The 17,047-nt window shown below is 53.0% G+C and carries 14 protein-coding genes; 3 read left to right on the forward strand and 11 right to left on the reverse strand.

Translation table 11 applies throughout. From position 1 onward, the window contains the following. Window positions 1-27: 27 nt before the first annotated feature. The 4 genes from FT643_RS07680 to FT643_RS07695 form a co-directional block, all read right to left on the reverse strand. The gene (locus FT643_RS07680; protein WP_156870805.1) at window positions 28-3,150 is read right to left on the reverse strand and encodes an efflux RND transporter permease subunit; all 3,123 of its coding nucleotides are present in this window, start codon (window positions 3,148-3,150) and stop codon (window positions 28-30) included. Between the two features lie 77 nt (window positions 3,151-3,227). Next, on the reverse strand, window positions 3,228-4,325 hold the full coding sequence (locus tag FT643_RS07685) for an efflux RND transporter periplasmic adaptor subunit (protein WP_156870806.1): 1,098 nt from the start codon (window positions 4,323-4,325) through the stop codon (window positions 3,228-3,230). Between the two features lie 193 nt (window positions 4,326-4,518). Continuing rightward, window positions 4,519-6,498 carry a BCCT family transporter gene (locus FT643_RS07690; RefSeq protein ID WP_156870807.1) on the reverse strand — a complete coding sequence of 660 codons (1,980 nt, stop codon included), beginning with the start codon at window positions 6,496-6,498 and terminating at the stop codon, window positions 4,519-4,521. Between the two features lie 17 nt (window positions 6,499-6,515). Continuing rightward, window positions 6,516-7,619 (reverse strand): hypothetical protein, encoded by a 1,104-nt coding sequence (locus FT643_RS07695; RefSeq protein ID WP_156870808.1) that lies wholly within the window; start codon window positions 7,617-7,619, stop codon window positions 6,516-6,518. A 359-nt stretch (window positions 7,620-7,978) separates the two neighbouring features. Here FT643_RS07695 and FT643_RS07700 point away from each other — a divergent pair, with 359 nt between their 5' ends. Then, entirely contained in the window at window positions 7,979-9,646 is a 1,668-nt protein-coding gene (locus tag FT643_RS07700) for an OmpP1/FadL family transporter (RefSeq protein ID WP_156870809.1), read from the forward strand. On the opposite strand, the gene FT643_RS07705 is transcribed toward FT643_RS07700, so the two are convergent. The 5 genes from FT643_RS07705 to FT643_RS07725 are packed head-to-tail and all read right to left on the reverse strand — an operon-like array spanning window position 9,643 to window position 12,199. Next, complete coding sequence (locus tag FT643_RS07705) at window positions 9,643-10,284, reverse strand: TetR/AcrR family transcriptional regulator (protein WP_156870810.1); 642 nt, start codon at window positions 10,282-10,284, stop codon at window positions 9,643-9,645. The genes FT643_RS07700 and FT643_RS07705 overlap by 4 nt on opposite strands. 56 nt (window positions 10,285-10,340) lie before the next feature. Beyond that, window positions 10,341-10,664, reverse strand: coding sequence for a hypothetical protein (locus FT643_RS07710; RefSeq protein WP_156870811.1), 324 nt, complete (start codon window positions 10,662-10,664; stop codon window positions 10,341-10,343). Continuing rightward, complete coding sequence (locus tag FT643_RS07715; protein WP_156870812.1) at window positions 10,661-11,191, reverse strand: hypothetical protein; 531 nt, start codon at window positions 11,189-11,191, stop codon at window positions 10,661-10,663. The genes FT643_RS07710 and FT643_RS07715 overlap by 4 nt, the downstream gene beginning before the upstream one ends. Before the next feature lie 14 nt (window positions 11,192-11,205). Beyond that, window positions 11,206-11,775, reverse strand: coding sequence for a MarR family winged helix-turn-helix transcriptional regulator (locus FT643_RS07720; protein WP_156870813.1), 570 nt, complete (start codon window positions 11,773-11,775; stop codon window positions 11,206-11,208). Window positions 11,776-11,779: 4 nt separating this feature from the next. After that, window positions 11,780-12,199: a DoxX family protein gene (locus FT643_RS07725; protein ID WP_156870814.1), complete on the reverse strand. Its 420-nt coding sequence runs from the start codon at window positions 12,197-12,199 to the stop codon at window positions 11,780-11,782. 223 nt (window positions 12,200-12,422) lie between these two features. On the opposite strand from FT643_RS07725, the gene FT643_RS07730 reads away from it, so the two are divergent. Continuing rightward, complete coding sequence (locus tag FT643_RS07730) at window positions 12,423-14,636, forward strand: patatin-like phospholipase family protein (protein WP_156870815.1); 2,214 nt, start codon at window positions 12,423-12,425, stop codon at window positions 14,634-14,636. Beyond that, on the forward strand, window positions 14,602-15,255 hold the full coding sequence (locus FT643_RS07735; RefSeq protein ID WP_317621971.1) for a C40 family peptidase: 654 nt from the start codon (window positions 14,602-14,604) through the stop codon (window positions 15,253-15,255). Before FT643_RS07730 ends, FT643_RS07735 begins: the two co-directional genes overlap by 35 nt. 35 nt (window positions 15,256-15,290) lie before the next feature. On the opposite strand, the gene FT643_RS07740 is transcribed toward FT643_RS07735, so the two are convergent. Together FT643_RS07740 and gstA are read right to left on the reverse strand one after the other, a co-directional pair. After that, on the reverse strand, window positions 15,291-16,370 hold the full coding sequence (locus tag FT643_RS07740; RefSeq protein ID WP_156870816.1) for an NAD(P)H-dependent flavin oxidoreductase: 1,080 nt from the start codon (window positions 16,368-16,370) through the stop codon (window positions 15,291-15,293). Beyond that, window positions 16,370-16,978: a glutathione transferase GstA gene (gene gstA, locus FT643_RS07745; protein ID WP_232339989.1), complete on the reverse strand. Its 609-nt coding sequence runs from the start codon at window positions 16,976-16,978 to the stop codon at window positions 16,370-16,372. Before gstA ends, FT643_RS07740 begins: the two co-directional genes overlap by 1 nt. Between the last annotated feature and the right edge of the window lie 69 nt (window positions 16,979-17,047).

Here is a 17,047-nt window from a genome sequence, read left to right on the forward strand (position 1 = left end):
CTCCCTGAATGGCCGTTGGCAACGAAGTTATGTGGTGCTCTGCTGCCGGTTCATTATCCCCTCCTTTGCGCGCAAAACTAACATAAGAAAACAGGGCAGAAAGGTCAGGGTGATGATGGTGGAAAACAAGATGCCGGCCAATACCACGATGCCGACACCCCGATACAATTCTGTTCCTGCACCGGGTAATAAAACCAGGGGGGCCAATCCGAAAACCGTGGTCAGGGTCGACATCAGAATGGGGCGTAAACGCACGGACAATGCCGATAATACCGCTTCCCGCACACTGATTTCGGGAATCTGCATATTGTTGCGGGTCTGATCCACGATCAGGATCGGATTGTTCACGACGGTACCCAGCAAAATCAAAAAGCCGAGCATGGTAATCATATCGAATGGCTGTGTGATGCCAAGCTGATTCAGAGCGATTAAACCGACCAGTCCTCCGGCCAATCCCAGGGGAATGGTGGTCAGGATGATCAGCGGATAACCCCAGTGTTGGAAGATCGCTACCAGCAGTAAGTAAATCAACAGCAGTGCGACGGTGAAATTACCTGCCAACGCAGAACGGGTTGCATCCAGTTGATCTGCCGCACCGGAGATATCCACATTGACCCCGGCAGGAATTTCACCCGCTGTCCGCATCTCCGGAATCAGATGATTCTGAACTCGATTAACGGCGGTTTCCAGTGCCACATTCCGGGGCGGGATAATGCGCAGCGTGACGGTCCGGTGGCCATCGACACGGCGTACGGTCGCGCTGTCCACGGTTTCCCTCAGTGTCGCCAGTGCATCCAATGGCAGTACGGTGCCGGAGGGGGTCATCATGGGCAGGTCACCGAGCCGTTCCAACTGCTGTGTTTGTCCAGCGCTGCTGAGCAAAAACATGTCCACTTTGTCGTCGCCATAAAAAAACTCGTCGACATAAGCGCCGTCACTGAGTGCCGCGACGGCGTAGCCAAAATCCTGTGCCGAGTATTGATATTCCGCCAGACGTTCCCAGTTTGGGCGCACTTCCACCAAGGGTTGGTCGAGGGAAAGGGAGGAGGGCTCGGTTTGTATTTGCGGATCTTCAAACAGGGCTTCGGCACGGCGATAGGCGCTTTCACCGGTGTTATACAATGTCGCCAGATCCGATCCCGATATATCCAGATTGACCGCCCGCGTACCACCGTCGTTGCTGGAAATTATGGAGCCTCGGGAGGAAAACGCCCGCATGCCGGGATACTGTCGGAATAAATGCGTGAGAGCGTCCATCATCGGGCCAATGTCCTGCTCCCTTACCGGCTCACTGAGGAACCACATAGAGCCGGATGAGACGTTCAACGCGTAGTATTTCAGCGCCGGAACCGGGCTTTTGCCCTGATCAAACAACGTGGGGTCGGCGTTTACGGTGGGCTCAATTATTTCTCGTATTTCATCCCCGATTTCGACCATTTCCGCCAGGTTGTATCCGGGTGGCGCGATCATCATCGAGAACGCTTTGGGCTCTTCCCCTTCCGGTAAATATTCAGCAGCGGGCATAAACATCCATGCCACGCCAATGGTCGCCAGCAGGGTCAGGATCATGCAGATAAACCGGCGCGGCGCCGTGTCGATCAGCCATTCGATGCTGTGCAGCATCGGTCCGTGCTTGGCCTTGTCTTCCGCAGTGCTTTCTTTCATGCCGAAGCCCATACGGGCACTGGCTGAAGGCACTACCGTGATGGCCACCAGCATGGAAGCCAGAATCGCCGCAGAAATTGCGATGGCAATATCGGAATACAGTTGCCCGGCTTCCTCTTGTACAAATAACACCGGGGCGAACACCAATACCGTGGTCATGGAGGACGCCAAAACCGCAGGCCAGACCTCCCGTACTCCGTTCAATGCCGCTTCGTACAGACCAAGGCCGCGCCGTCGTGCTTGCTCGATGCTCTCCAGCACGACAATGGTGTTGTCCACCGTCATGCCGATCGCGAACGCGACACCGGCCAATGAAATGACATTGATAGTGCGATCGAACAACAGTAACCCCAGAAACGCGGCAATGGTGCAGATCGGAATACTGAGAACGCCTACCAGGGTGGCCCGGGCGGAGCGTAAAAATAAATACATGATCAGGGTGGCGAGCAGGGCACCGAGCCCGAGATTGGTCCAGACGTTTTTAATCGATGCCTGTACGTAGCGCACATCATCGCCCAGCAGCACGATACGGACTCCATTGGGTTCCATTAGATCGGTTTGCATTTCTTCAACCAGGGGCAACAGATCTTCTTTGATTTGAATGACGTTGGAACCGGCTTCCCGCCGTACTGCCATGCGGATACTGCGCTCGCCTTCGCCGTAGGCCATTTCTCTTACTTCAAAATGATCCAGCGCAATGGTGGCTACGTCCTTCAGGCGCACGGTAGCGTTGTTTTGTTCCGATAAAATGGTGTTTTCCAAATCCGCCAGATCGTCAAAGCGGCCTACCGTGCGCAATAGATAGCGTCGTTTTCCACTGTCAATATCACCTGCCGAGGCGTCCCGGTTGCGGGCACGGATTCGATCCCGTACATCGCTTAGTATCAGTCCCCGCTGCGCCAGTTTGGTGGGATCGACCAGAATCTGTATTTGCCGTTCGGCTCCGCCGCGAATCGCGACTTCGGAAATACCGTTGACACGTTCCATGCGGGGCCGGACCTGATCGTCGATGAAATCAAACATCATATCCATATCCAGGTTGTGGGGGTTGCCCGGCAACGGAATGACACTGAAATACATAAACGAATTTTGTGAAAAGGAGCTACTGAACAGGCGTGGCTGATCCACATTTTCAGGGTAAGAGGAGACCTGGCTTAAGGCGTTGCTAACCTGAATCAGGGTTTCGTTGATGTCCACGCCGAACGGAAATTCCAGCTCAATGACGGCTTCTCCGGTTTCTGCGAAGGACGTCATGCGCTTCATATTGGGCACGCTGCGCAGATAGCGTTCCTGTTCGATCAGAATTTCTTTTTCAACATCTTGTGGTGTTGCACCAGGCCAGCCGGTTACCACGCTGATAGTGCGGACCTCCAGATCCGGAATCATCTGTACCGGAATCCGCAGCGCGGCGGCGATCCCCAGCACACAGATAATGGCGACGGTTACGGTAACAATTATGCCCTGGCGTATACTGGCTTCAAACATCGAATGATCCTGTTGCTGTCAGGTTGCGAATAAAGGGTTAACAAGTTGCATTTAAGGGAGGTTCTGGGCTTCCGGCTCTATTTGTCTTTCACAATTTTAACCAATTGATCGTGTCGCAGAATTTCATTGCCACGGGTCACGACTTTCGCATCAGCGACCAAACCTTCCAGAATTTCCACCTGCGTACCGGACTGGTAACCCAATTTCACTTTGACGCGTTTGGCAAGGGTCTGCCCGTCACTGTCGGTCACGGTCATCAGGCTGAAGCTGCCATCCGGGTCCCGCAGTAACGCGTCGCGTGGCACCATCAGCGCAGTTTTATTTCCCTGGGAAAGATTGAAAACGGCATTGGCGGAAAAACCGGGCAGCAGTCCGGCTAACTGGTTGTCGCTGTTTTCCATCACCAGGCGCACCCGGAACGTGCGGCTGCCAGCTTCACCCACCGGCACCAGGGCCACGACTTTGGCTTTCAGCGTTTGCCCTGGAATGGCATCCGGTAGTACGTTAACTTCAGTATCGGGGCTGAGTGTACCGAAGCGTTCCTGCGGCACTTGCACATCCAGATACAAGCGATCGGTCGCCACCAATTCCAGCACCGGTGTGCCGCGTGTGACCCATTCGCCGTTTTCAGTCAGTTTGCGGTAAATGACGCCGTCGAACGGAGCGGTGAGGTGATGCCATTCCACCCGCTGTTGTTGCGCCGCCTGTTCTGCTTTGGCGGCAGCGAGCAAGGCGAGGTTGGCGTCCAGTGCCGCCTGACGCAGATACAATTCATTTTTTGGCAGGCTGTTATTGCTGGTCAGTCGCTGTGCTTCATCAACCAAGCGCCGATCTTCTTTAACCTGTGCTTCGGCGGCCGAAGTGGAGGCCTGTAAACGCGCCAGTTCATGCTTTTCCAGGGCGTCATCCAGGTCGAGCAATACATCCCCTTTGCGCACTCGATCGCCGGCATCGACCTTAACCTGGCCGACCAAACCATCTACCCGTGCGGATAGATTGGCCTGTTGCACCGCCACCAGGTTTCCGCTCAATCGTAATCGGTTGGTGGGTACGGTTTGGGTGGGCGACACCACGCTGACCGGCACCGCTTCGCTCTGGGAATAACTGGCGGTCGCGCCACTGAGCAAAACCAGTGCGACAACGATCTGGTGGAGGCAGACTCGGGACAAACTCATTACTCATAGCCCTCTGGGTTGGGTGGTATTAGGTGGTATTGGAATAATTCTGGAGGGGGATATATAAACATGATGCGCAGTGGATGGCCATAGCACGGTTGTAGCGTGGGATCCACTGCCACTTTGCCCGGCTAGCGCCGGAGGTGGGGAACAGCCCGATTTTATCGTCGGGCTTTACTGGTTGCTCTCTAGGCTATCGTAACGCCCTTAAGAAATGCATATGCTTTTCGTATTGGTCGATCATATCGGCGATCAGCTGTTCCGTTGCCCACCCCATCACGCTGTAGTCCTGACCACCTTCTTTTAAGTACACTTCCGCATGGTAGTAGCGCAGCTCAGATCCGCGTTGGCTGCTGGTATCACGCATGACAAAACTGGGTGGTGTATAGGGTTTGGCGTGAACTGAATAAAAGAAATCGATTTCGTCACCATGCAACACTTCGAGCCAAACCTGATCCTGATCATGATTAACCTTGGCGCGAATATTTTTGCTGCTGAATTCTGCGGCTACCTGCTCCATTGCCGGACGCACGTTCGTGTCCATAAATTCCGTGACCTCGTTGTGAGAGGGTTGCCGGACGATGCGCGATAAGCGTTTTTGCCAGGGAACCGGATTGGACATGACCCGCGGAGCCAGCATGGCGTCGCGCAGGCTGGTTTGTTTTACCTTTTCCAGGCGCAGGGCACGGAACAATCCCCAACACATTAACAGCATCACTATGGTAAAGGGCAGGGCGCTGGCGATGGTCGCGGTTTGCAGGGCACTCAAGCCCCCGGCTAATAGCAGCGATGCGGCGATGGCTCCTTCGGCAACGGCCCAGAAGATTCTTTGCCAAACCGGCGTGTCTTCGTTCTCACCGCCGGACGTCAACATGTCGACAACCAGTGAACCGGAATCGGAAGAAGTCACGAAAAAGGTAACGATGAGCACCGTCGCTAAGGTCGATGCGATGGCAGTAAACGGCAAATGCTCAAAGAATTTAAACAAGGCGACGGAGGTGTCTGCGGAAACTGCTTCGGACAGTTCAACCAAGCCTTCATTAAATACCATATGGATAGCGGTATTACCGAATATTGTCATCCACAAAAAGGTAAAAACCGTGGGCACCAGCAACACACCCATAATGAATTCTCGCAGGGTTCGGCCACGGGAAATACGTGCGATAAACATACCCACGAAAGGCGACCAAGCGATCCACCAGCCCCAATAAAACAAAGTCCAACCACCAATCCAGTCCTTTTTCTGATAGGCATACAGGTTAAAGGTGCTTTCCACCAAGCTTGATAAATAATGCCCGGTGTTTTGTACAAAGGTCTGAAATAAATAAAGGGTCGGTCCGGCCAGCAAGGTGAATGCCATCAGCACCAGTGCCAGCACCAGATTCAGCTCCGATACCCGGCGGATGCCGCCATCCAACCCCATCACCACGGAAGTCGTGGCCAAGCCGGTGATCGCGATAATCAGGCCCACTTGCAGCAAAGTGCTGTTGTTTGGCACGTCCAGCAGATAATGCAGACCGGAATTAATCTGGACCACACCCAGCCCCAGTGACGTGGCAACCCCAAACAGGGTGCCCAGAACAGCAAAGGTATCCACCGCATGGCCAATAGGACCGTAAATGCGCTCGCCGATCAGTGGATACAGTGAAGAACGGATCGTCAGTGGCAAATTCTGGCGGAAGCAAAAATACGCCAGGGACAGTGCAACTACCGCGTAAATGGCCCAGGCATGGATACCCCAATGGAAGAAGGTGATGCGCATGGCTTCACGGGCGGCATCCACGGTACCATCCGCGGCATCCGGCGGTGCGGTCATATGCATAATGGGTTCGGCCACACCATAAAACATCAAGCCAATACCCATGCCCGCTGAAAACAACATGGCAAACCAGGAACCATAGCTGTAATCCGGTTCACTGTGGTCCGGCCCCAGTTTTATTTTGCCATAATCGGAAAATGCCAGAATCACCACGAAAATCAAAAACAACGCTACTGCCAGAATATAAAACCAACCGGCCGTGTTCACTACCCAGGATTGCAGCGCTGCGAACACCGTTCCGGATTGTTCCGGCGCCAGAACGGCATACAACACAATGATTAAACACAAACCGGCAGAGCTGAAAAACACGGGTGGATTGATTTTGTACCAGTCTGGCTTGGTTGCATTATTCATAGAGTTGGGCTCTTCAATTAAAGATAGAAATCGAGGGTGACATACAACGCTTCAAAGTCGCCTTCGCCGATCATGCCGTTGCGATCGATAAAACCGTCCTGAGTTAAGTATTCTACGTAGACCCAGCCGGGACCGTAGTCGTACTTGAACCCCGGCGCCAATGCGGTAACGGTATCGGCATCCGAGCCTTGGGTGTCCGGCTTGGCTGCGGTGGTGTCCAGATACCAGTTCCAGTTACCACGGGTGTATCCCAGTTCCAGGCCGTAGCGCTGATTTTCAATTTCATCGGGCAGCGGTGGGGTTTGTATTTGAGCGTATTCCGTCGGCAGGTCTCGCTGGGTGCTGACCAGCGAAGCGTTGAGATACCAGTTTCCCATGGTGCCCTGGTAATAGAGGACGGCCGCTTTGTGCGAATCATCCACCGGGCGTTCGGGGTTCCCGGTTAGATCCTGCAGTTTGCCGGCCTGCACCGATGCCCCGATGGTGTGCTGTGCAGTGAGGCTGTATTCAATATTGCCGACCCAGGTTTGCACCTTGCGATACGTGTCGGAGCTACCCCAGTGGCCATTATCATCCATAGTGTCGGTGCTGGTGGTACCCCAGTCATCGGCCAGATAAAGGGCCGCGTCATAGCGCCACCCGGTGAAATCACCTTCCAGTTTTGCACCTACATCCATCTGATCACCGTAGCCGCCCAGCAGCATATCCCCGGGCCAGAAATTTATAGATTTCCAACCAAAAGGCACCTGGCTTTTACCCACTTTTATTTGATGTTGCGGGCTCAGTTGCCAGCCCACCCAGGCTTTATGTACGCCCCACTGATCGCCGCTGGAGTTGTTATCCGGATCGGTAAAACTACCGCGACCGGCGCGGACTTCGGCGGAATAGAGCCAGCGCCCGTCGGCTTCATCGGCGGCACCATCCAGATAGAGAATCAGGGCTTCGCTGCCAATTTCTCCCCAGCTGTTTTTGTTAGCTTCGTCGTCTGGCAGATATTGATAGTTGGCCCAAAAGCCGCCTGAGAGAGTGTGTTGTGCGGTGCTATTGCAGGGGATGGTCAGCATCGTTGCTGTGAATAAGGCCGGACTGATACCAAGGGCGTTGCAGTTGATTTTTATCATCAAGCGCCTCCGTGCGTGACTTTGATTCCACCGTCGTAAACAAAGTGAAATAGTCTTTAACAGTGGCAGTTAATACACAATGTCGCAAGTGGGCGGGCAATCAGCGACACAAAGGTGGGGGGGGGTAGCACGGCAGAATAGTTATACATAGCACCAGTCGGCTAAGTGGGTGACGTTTTGCTCGGTGATAGGGGAAACGGGGCAGAGTCTGTGTATTCGGGGCTTTTCAACCGACTGAAGGGTCATTATACTGAGCGCGTGCTCAATTAATTTCGGAGTCCGTAATTGCAGGTCTGGGCACAGACATAAAGTAAGCAGCCACAAATAAATATTTAAATAAAACAATAAGATGGCGCACTATGAATGTAATCGGACCTAAAATAAATGTACCTCTGTGGGCGCTGGTTTTCAGTGTGCTTGTGAATTCGTTTGGGACGCAGGCCGCTCTAGTAGAAAACCTCACCATGGGTAATGCCAAAGCCCTCTCCCTCGGCAATGCGGTGACGGCTGACCCACCTTCCATTGATTCTATCCATTACAATCCCGCGGGCTTAGCCAAGCTGAAAGGGCGTCAGTTGAACCTGAAAGTATTGGCGGCCTCGATGGAATTCGAAGTCGCATTCGGCGGGCACGATGATAAAACCCGACAGATTCTTGATGGTTTTGAATATCACGATGAAGCCGCTCATCGAACCAGCAAAACCTCTACGATTGGTTTGCGCTTGCCCTACGACGAAGGCGTTACTGAGTGGCCGCTACCGGTTCTAATTATGCCGATGGGTGGTGCTTCCTATTCGCCGCCGGGCTCGGACGTCACCTTTGCCACGGCGGCTTATGCGCCTATGGCGGCTGGCTATATCCGTGAGGATGAAGATGATCCAGCGCGATTCATGGGGGAGTATATGTCGATGGCAACCATCACCTACTTCTCACCCTCCATCGGCGTTCAGCTGACCGAACACTGGTCTGTGGGTGCGTCCATCAATTTTTCCTGGCAGGGGGTTACGGCGGGCACCTCAATACGAGTGCCGAACATTGCACTGGCGTGGGGGGAGTTGTTAACCCGGCGGTTACAGGAACAAAATGCGTGTCCGGCGCAGGATGATCCGATGCCACTGGCAAATCTATGCGGCCTGGACCAGAGCCTGGCGCGGATGGGACCCTATACCAATGCGACTCAACTGGAATTTGATGCGGAATCCGGTTTGGTAGCGGGAATCAATATCGGCGCGCTGTGGCAACCCAATGACTGGTTTACTTGGGGTGTAGTGTATCAATTTGAGCGAAAAGCGAATTTGGATGGCACTTATCGTTTGACCTATCACGATGAATGGGTCAATTTTTTTGGCGGCTTGCATCAGTCCAATTTGGGCCAGGGCATTAATTTCCTGTTGCCGTTTCCTGACGGGCAGGTGGATTCCCCTCACGGACGTGGAATTGAATACGGAAAAGCGGAGATAGAAATTATAACCCCGGCACACTTCTCTACCGGCATCAGCCTGCAAGCCGCGCCGCGCTGGAAACTCAACATCGACGTTAAATGGACCGATTGGGGAGTTTGGGATGGGCTTAGCGTATCGTTTGATCAGCCCTTGGATTTTACTAAATTGGCGACCCTGGTCTCGGCGTATTCCGAATTGACTGAGCTAACGATCCCGCGACATTACAAAAGTGTGTGGAATTGGGCCTTCGGTGTGGAATATCAGTACAACGATAATCTGGCGTTGCGCTTTGGTTATGAGCCCCGCAAGAGTTCCATTCCGGATGATAAGCAAGACGTCTTGTTGCCGGTGGGGGACGCAGAACTTTTTGGCTTTGGCGTTGAATACACGATGAGAAATGACCGGTTATTGGAGGTGGCGTTGGGGTATGTGCATGCTGAAGCCAGTGTTCCGGCAAATACCAGTACCAATGCGAACAGCTCAGATGATTTTAATAATTTTATCTATAACCCCTATGCGGGAACGGACTTTAGCAGCCAGATGAACGCGTATCTTCTGGAGGTCAGCTACAGTGCTCCCTTTTAAGTTCGCGCAGACGTGGCGCCGTTAAAAATGGTGTCCACCAATTCTTCTGCCACAACGGAGTCCAGATCCTGTTGCTCATCCGCAAAATTCAGTCCGGGTTTAAGCAGTCCCGGATTAATTAGAATATTAATAGAGCCCAGCAGAAGCGTATGCAGGGTGAGCGGATTCAACGGTTTGATGTCCCCGCGTTTTATGCACAGGTCGATCGCCGCATCAAACAGCAGAAGATAAGGGTGAAGATATTTGCGTTTCAGGTAATCGGCGCGTTCGCTGTCGCTGTTCAGCTCTCTGAAGAATAAACGGAACATAGCCGGTCTGAGTTTCGCCAAACGAAATAACTCGGCGATGTTTTCGCGTAATAGATCAAATGATTGGGTAGGCATTGATAATTGTTTATATTGTGCGATCAGCGATTTAAATTCCCGTTCAATGAGGGTGTCGACAACCTCATACCACAGTTTTTGCTTTGAACCGAAATGATGAATAAACAGCGAGTCGCTGACACCGACGTCGGCGGCCAGTTTACGGATCGATACATTTTTAAAATCGTGTTCTGAAAATTCCTGAAAAGCGAGTTCTAATAATTTATCGCGCTTGATTCGGTCTTTATCCAGAGGTCGGCCGCGGGCTTTCGACATTGGTAGTTCTTGTTAGGGTTAGGGGTGCCCTGATTATACGGGGGGTCGCCGCAATCTTAAACCTTCCGTTCCGGTAATTTAATATGACGAGAGGTTAATTGCCAGCGTGATCCACGCCCTCGATGGGCGTCCAGCCCCATAATCGACTGATAAGTATGGCGTGTCAAAACAGCCGCAGAAAGTAACGAGAATGTAATGGGCTTCCAGCCGATAATCCAATCCCGGCCGTGCCACCAATATTCAATGACGAACAATCCACCGTAGAGCCACGCATGGGTGCCCGCGCCGATGGCAAAAGCGATACTCAAGTAATGTTTCGGCGAGCCTGAAAAGGGGCGGGTGCGAAAGCCGGGGGCTTTATTTATAACGGTGTCGTTCATGATGCCAGTCCTGGTTTGGTAACGGCAAGAAACACAACAATCACGGCGAAATAGGTGATCAGCGGCGTTGTAATCAGGAAGAACCACCAATGTTGGCGGATTTTTCGTTCATGGGCTTCCGGACCTTGCCGGGCCAAGACGGCGTGTTTGTTGCCGCCCAGGTGAGAGAGGTGGTAATCAAGAAATTCGATCGGCAGAAACAAACCGAAAACGATCAGCAATTTTAATGTCAGCCAAGTCGAGCTGGTATTCCAGCCCGCGGCCAGATACAGCAATGGACCGCTAACCATAATAACCGGAAAGGCGATGTGCTCGATCTTGGCTCCTTCGTCAAAACGATCCATTACCCAGTCGCGCAGTACCATAATTCCGATATCATCAGGATTACGCCGCCAAGCTTTAAATACCGGCACCAGATAATACATATAGGCAACGGATGTGCTCCAGATCCAGGCCATGACCGCGAACAAATGTATGAATTTGATTTCCATATACCATGGCATCAACACCATGCGAACGGATTCCATTGTCACTTCTCCCCTCAGAAATCTGGGTTACCAATTGGTTTTTTTGTTTTTGTGTGACGTACCAGGGCATCTATCGAACTGTCGTTATCCTGTGTTCGTGCTTCTGCCTCGGTCGCTTGCACCGGTACACCCCAGTCGCTTTCCACCAGAATACGGCGTAATTCAAGTAACGCCTTGCGCCCCAGCCGATTTTCGATTTCTGCGTCGATTCGTGTCAGGGCATTAATGGCAACCTGCCCAATTTCCAGACCCTGGGAATTGTAACGAACAATCTTGGCGCGGGCGTCATCGGGGTCCGGTACCAAGCGCACCAATTTGCGCTGCTCCATATCCACCAATAATTGCTGCACCGCCTGACGGCTGATACCAATGCGCCGGGCCAGCTCCGACGGGCGCGTGATGCCATCGGCCAGGTTCGCCATAATCATCGATTGGGTACGGGATACCTTGGGAAAGCCGGCAGCTTTGAAATGGTTCTGCAAACCTTCGTCCATCCAGTAAAACGCATGTAACAGTCCGCTCATTAAAAAATAGCGGGAAGTGAGGGAGTCGCTTTCCTGTTCGGAGGGCTTTTTTTGGGTCACTGGATCAGGCTCCTTTGCCGATGGCTGAGGTAACGCAATGGGTTAGGTGATTGACGGTGGTGCGGCACGCGGGGTCGAGGGAGCCAAGCTGCCAGGCCGACACCCCGACGCACAGCAGCAGGATCACCAGTGTGCCCCATCCGAACACCGGGGGTCGCTTCGCAAAATTAGTCCAGGTGGCGCCGGCCATGACGCCAACCAGCAGCAGCCCCCCGAGTAAACCCCAGACGTTGCCGGAAAAGCCGATCATTAGCATCACACAGGCAAATAATTCGACTGTGCCTGCCAGCCGGGCCACCCAGAAAGGAAAGTGAAAGCGGGCAAATTCTTTGCGCATATGCGGATGGCCAATCAGCTTGAAAATGGCCGCGGGCAGAAAAAATAAAATAATCAGGAGTTGAATCCCTTGTGCTGCGTAGTCCATGCAGTGCTCTTGTGTTTGTTATGGTTAAGATTGAGCCAGAATAGGCAATCAATTGACAAACGTCAATCACCGAAAAAGCCCATTTTTTGGTAGCTGGAGTCAAAGACGGCGGGTGGATTTGCAAGAAAGCGTGCTTGGAAGGGGTAACGAATAGGTTGCAACGAGCTTTATATTGATTTGAAATTGCGGGACTCACGATTCAAAGCACAAGGAAAAAATACGCATGTGGCAGCGGCTTACCTGGGCCATTATGTTCGTTTGGTGGCATTCTGCGGCGGTCCACGCCGAGATCGTGGTGCCCGAAAATGCCAAGATAGGATTGGTTTTGAGTGGCGGGGGTGCCAGGGGGTTGGCCCATGTTGGTGTTATCCGCGTGCTGGAATCCCAAGGCATCAAGCCCGATATCATCACTGGCACCAGTATGGGGTCGATAGTTGGCGCGCTCTATGCCACCGGCCGCTCGGCAGAAGAAATTGATCGTTTGGCGCGTAATATGAATTGGCGCGATGCCCTCAGCGATGCCTCGCCACGACGTCATCAACCCTACCCCTTTCGGCAACTCGAAGCGGGCATGACCGCAGACTTTCGCATGTCCATTAGTCCGAACGGTATTACTTTCCCTCGCGGGGTAATTGAAGGGCAGCATCTGGAGCAGGTATTGGGTGAGCTTTTTGAGCAACAAGGTCGGGCCCTGACATTCGAGCAATTGCCGATTCAGTTTGCAGCGGTAGCGGCGGACCTGGAAACCGGTGAGCAGGTGGTGCTGGACAGTGGTGATGTGACATCGGCAATTCGGGCCAGCATGTCCATTCCAGGTGCTTTAGCTCCGGTGCAACGAGATGGCCGGTTATTGGTGGACGGCGGGATCGCCAACAACATGCCGGTTGATCTGGCGCGTCAGATGGGCGCTGATTTTATTATCGCGGTGGACGTGACCGCCCCTTTACGTAAGCGCGAGGAACTCAACTCTATTTTTGCGATTGCCTCCCAGACGAGTGCTTTCCTGGTGCGTTTAAACACCGTGGCCCAAAGGGTCAATTTGCGCGACGACGAGGTGTTGATATTACCAGATCTGGACGGTTACGGCGCCGCCGACTTTGATCAGGACGAAGGCATAATTGAGGCTGGAGTTGAGGCCGCACTGATCATGTTCGACCAGGATAAATCGAATTTAAAAGTCGTGCAGGAGGCGACACCCGAGGCCGAAGAGATAGAGCCGGTGATTGATTTTTTGGAAATCAAAAACGACAGCGTAGTCGGTGACGACTCGATTCGTAGCCTGGTACGACAAAAAGTGGGTGAGCAGTTAAATCGTGCTGAACTGGAGGACGACTTATCCCGCTTGTATGGTCTGGACTATTTCAGCCTGGTTCGTTACAACATTACCAACGCCGATGATCAAACCGGGCTGGAGATAATATGCGTAGCGCGGGAGACCGGAAACAGTTGGCTGAAAATGGGTTTGGAGATGGCCGACGATTTTAGTGGTCACAGTGATTTCGGGCTCTCTGCAAGCCTGCGCCAATCCGGTTTAAACAGTCTTGGTGGTACCGCATTTGGTCGCCTTGAATTTGGAACGAATACGGAAATCGAACTTCGTTTTTTGCAGCCGCTGGACACCGGTTTGACGTATTTTGTGGAGCCGGCCGTGGGCTATAAAGCGGGAGTGTTTGATGTGTATCTGGATGATTTACAGGAGGCACCTTTGTCTGAATATCAGAAAGGTTCTACCTGGGTTGAATTTTCGCTAGGGCGTACTTTGTGGCGGGAACTAGGCGAAATTCGATTCGGCCTCTCTTATGCGAGTGCCAGCCTGGATTTACAGGCCGGATTGGATTTAGCCTCGCTCGGGGTAAATACTTCTGATTTCCATGATTCGTATTATTTTGTCAGGATCGGGATAGACTCGTTGGACGATTTGGGGTTTCCAAGCAACGGCTTACGCTGGAGCATCACTCATGAAGAGCACGATTCTCAATTGGGTGCGGAATCGAATTTTTCCCGTTTTAATTCTGACTTTACCGTTGCTATTAGCGCCGGGCGGCAGACGTTACTGATTGAAGGTGATGCGGAAATCGGTGATAACGACAGTTCGGACTTCATCGACATTCCTTCCATTGGCGGCTTCCTGGAATTATCAGGCTTACCGCCGGATTCGCGTTATGGTCGGCACCGGGTGCTGTTACGCAGCGTGCTATATCGGCGTTTGACGAAGAAAGGTCCGCTGCCGGTGGGGCTGCCGGTGTACGTGGGTGCCTCTATCGAAAAAGGCAATGTCTGGATTGACCGTAAAGCCATGAGCTGGGGCAGTGCGGTGACCGCAGCCAGTGTGTTTTTAGCGGCCCGAACGCCATTGGGGCCGGCCTATTTGAGTTTTGGTGCAACGGATGAGGGAGATCGCAGTGTATCTATTTTCCTGGGACAACGTTTCAGATAGCGCGTCTGATACTGTGGAATTGTTAAGTCGTTTAGAGAAAGACGTGACCGCTTCAACTACACTGAATGCCATGAAGTATTCGCCTATTAAAATGACTCTGGTTAGTTTGGCCCTGCTATTAGCAGGCTGTAGTACGCCTTCCGGCTATAATTCGACCCCCTACGTCAAGGCTTCATCCAACGCTGATCAATCGGCGGACTCCCAAGCCGTGCCCTTGACGGCGGCGGCGAAGAAAGACCTTGCCTATCGTGCCGGAGTGGCCCAAACCCTGTACCAGCAATACCATGACTGGAAACACGTTCCCTATCGCTGGGGCGGAATGAATCGCAAGGGCGTGGACTGCTCGGCGTTCGTCTATCTGACCTATGCCAATAAATTTAATGTAGAATTGCCCAGGACCACACAATACCAGGCTGCAGTGGGTTCGCCTTTAGCAAAACACCAGTTGAGGGCCGGAGATCTGGTGTTTTTCAAGACCGGGCGTAAAAACCGTCATGTGGGGATGTACGTTGAGAGCGGTAAATTCCTCCACGTGTCGGAGCAGAAAGGGGTGGTGATTTCCGATCTGGATAACGTCTATTGGAGCAAGCATTACTGGATGGCACGCCGGGTCGAATAGGCGTGCCATAAACCTGCCCCTGCGCCGGATGCCGCTCAAACTTGTTGCAGAAGCCGGTCGGTTTCCTCAACTAAAGAGTTGATGAGTGCCGGGGTTTGTTGATGCTGTAACAACGCCGCCGATTGCCCGCACCATAGCGACATCAAATCGCTCCGCTCCGCCTCAATCGCTGCCCGTTTTAACTGCCCCATCAGCCAATTTTGCACCGGGTAAGGTGCGATAGGCCTGCGCTGTCCCTCGTGCATCAACCGATTGCGGATGCCCCGCGCCAGGCGTCCGCTGAATACACGGGTTAAGCCGGTGTGGCGGGCCTCCTCACTAAACAGCGCTTGTTTGTGTAAGGCCGAAGTGCCGGATTCTTCACAGGCTAAAAAGGCGGTACCGATTTGAACGGCTTCAGCCCCCAGCACCCGTGCGGCCGCGATACCGCGGCCATCGGCGATGCCGCCTGCCGCGATCACCGGAATATGGATGCTATCGGCGATTTGGGGAATTAAAGACAAACCACCGGTGAGCGCATCTTCCGCCGGTTGCAGAAACGAAACCCGGTGACCACCTGCTTCAAAACCACTGGCCACCACCATATCAACGCCGGCCCGCTCCAATGCAACGGCCTCTGCGATACTGGTTGCGGTGCCCAATGTCGTTATTCCGAGCTGTTTACACTGCGTCAAAATATCCGCGGAGGGGATGCCATACACAAAACTGAATACAGCGGGTCGGGCTTTCAAAATTCCGTCAATCTGATCCGTGTAATCGGGGCTGAACCGCACCGGTTTCTCCGGCAGCGGCAGCTGAAGTTCTTCGAAAAAAGGTTCCCATTGCGCACTTAATTGGGTGATTTCCGAATTGGAGTAAGTTGGAACGTCACTGCCATCAAACGGAATCCATAGATTGAGTGCGAACGGCTTGCTTGTATTGGCGCGGATTTGCGCAGCGGTCGCGATAATTTCCGCTCCGTTCAGGTGATGCGCTCCGAACGATCCGAGGCCGCCGGATGCAGACACCGTTGAACAAAGTTCAACACTTGAAAGGCCACCGCCGAAAGGTCCCTGAACAATGGGAAAGCGAAGACCAAGTCGATCCGTTACCCGGCTTTGTTTCCAGTTATTCATTATCGAATTCCCTCGGCGAGCAGGGCCTCCCGGACGGCCGGTCGTTGTGCTACCCGCTGCATAAAGTCTTGCAGGTGGGTCAGTGCGTGTATATCGAGCTGCACTGGTGTAGCCCAACGGGTGACCGTATAGAGGTAAGCATCGGCTACAGTGAACGTCGCTCCGCACAGGAATTTGCTGTCTTTTAATTGCTGATCCAGCCATTGATACTTGCCAAGGAGGGCGTTTTTGAATGTGTGCATCACCTCATCGGCAAAGGAGTAATGAAACAACGGGGCAAAGCCTTTGTGTAACTCGGTACTGATGTAGTTTTGCCAGACCTCGACCCGGTAACGCTGCAGGGTTTCCGGCGCGGGTAACAGTTCGCGTGCGGGTTTCTGATCGGCGATATAACGCGCAATGACTGCGCCCTCCGTCAGCCGCTCGCCGCTGTCCAGTTGCAGCAAAGGAACCTGGTTGCGGGAATTAAACTTGCTGTAATCGTCACCGCTTTCGGTAGTGCCGTTGGCCAGGTCAACGCGTACTAAGTCGAATTCAGAGCCGGTTTCCCGCAGCACAATGTGCGGGGCCAGTGAGCAGGTGCCGGGGGAATAGTAAAGCTTCATCATCATGTCTCCAGGAACGGTTGTGTCGAGTTCAATATCAGTGTATTGATTACCTAAATGATGATAAATGCG

Origin of the sequence: Ketobacter sp. MCCC 1A13808 (genome assembly GCF_009746715.1) — a bacterium.
GTDB lineage: Bacteria > Pseudomonadota > Gammaproteobacteria > Pseudomonadales > Ketobacteraceae > Ketobacter.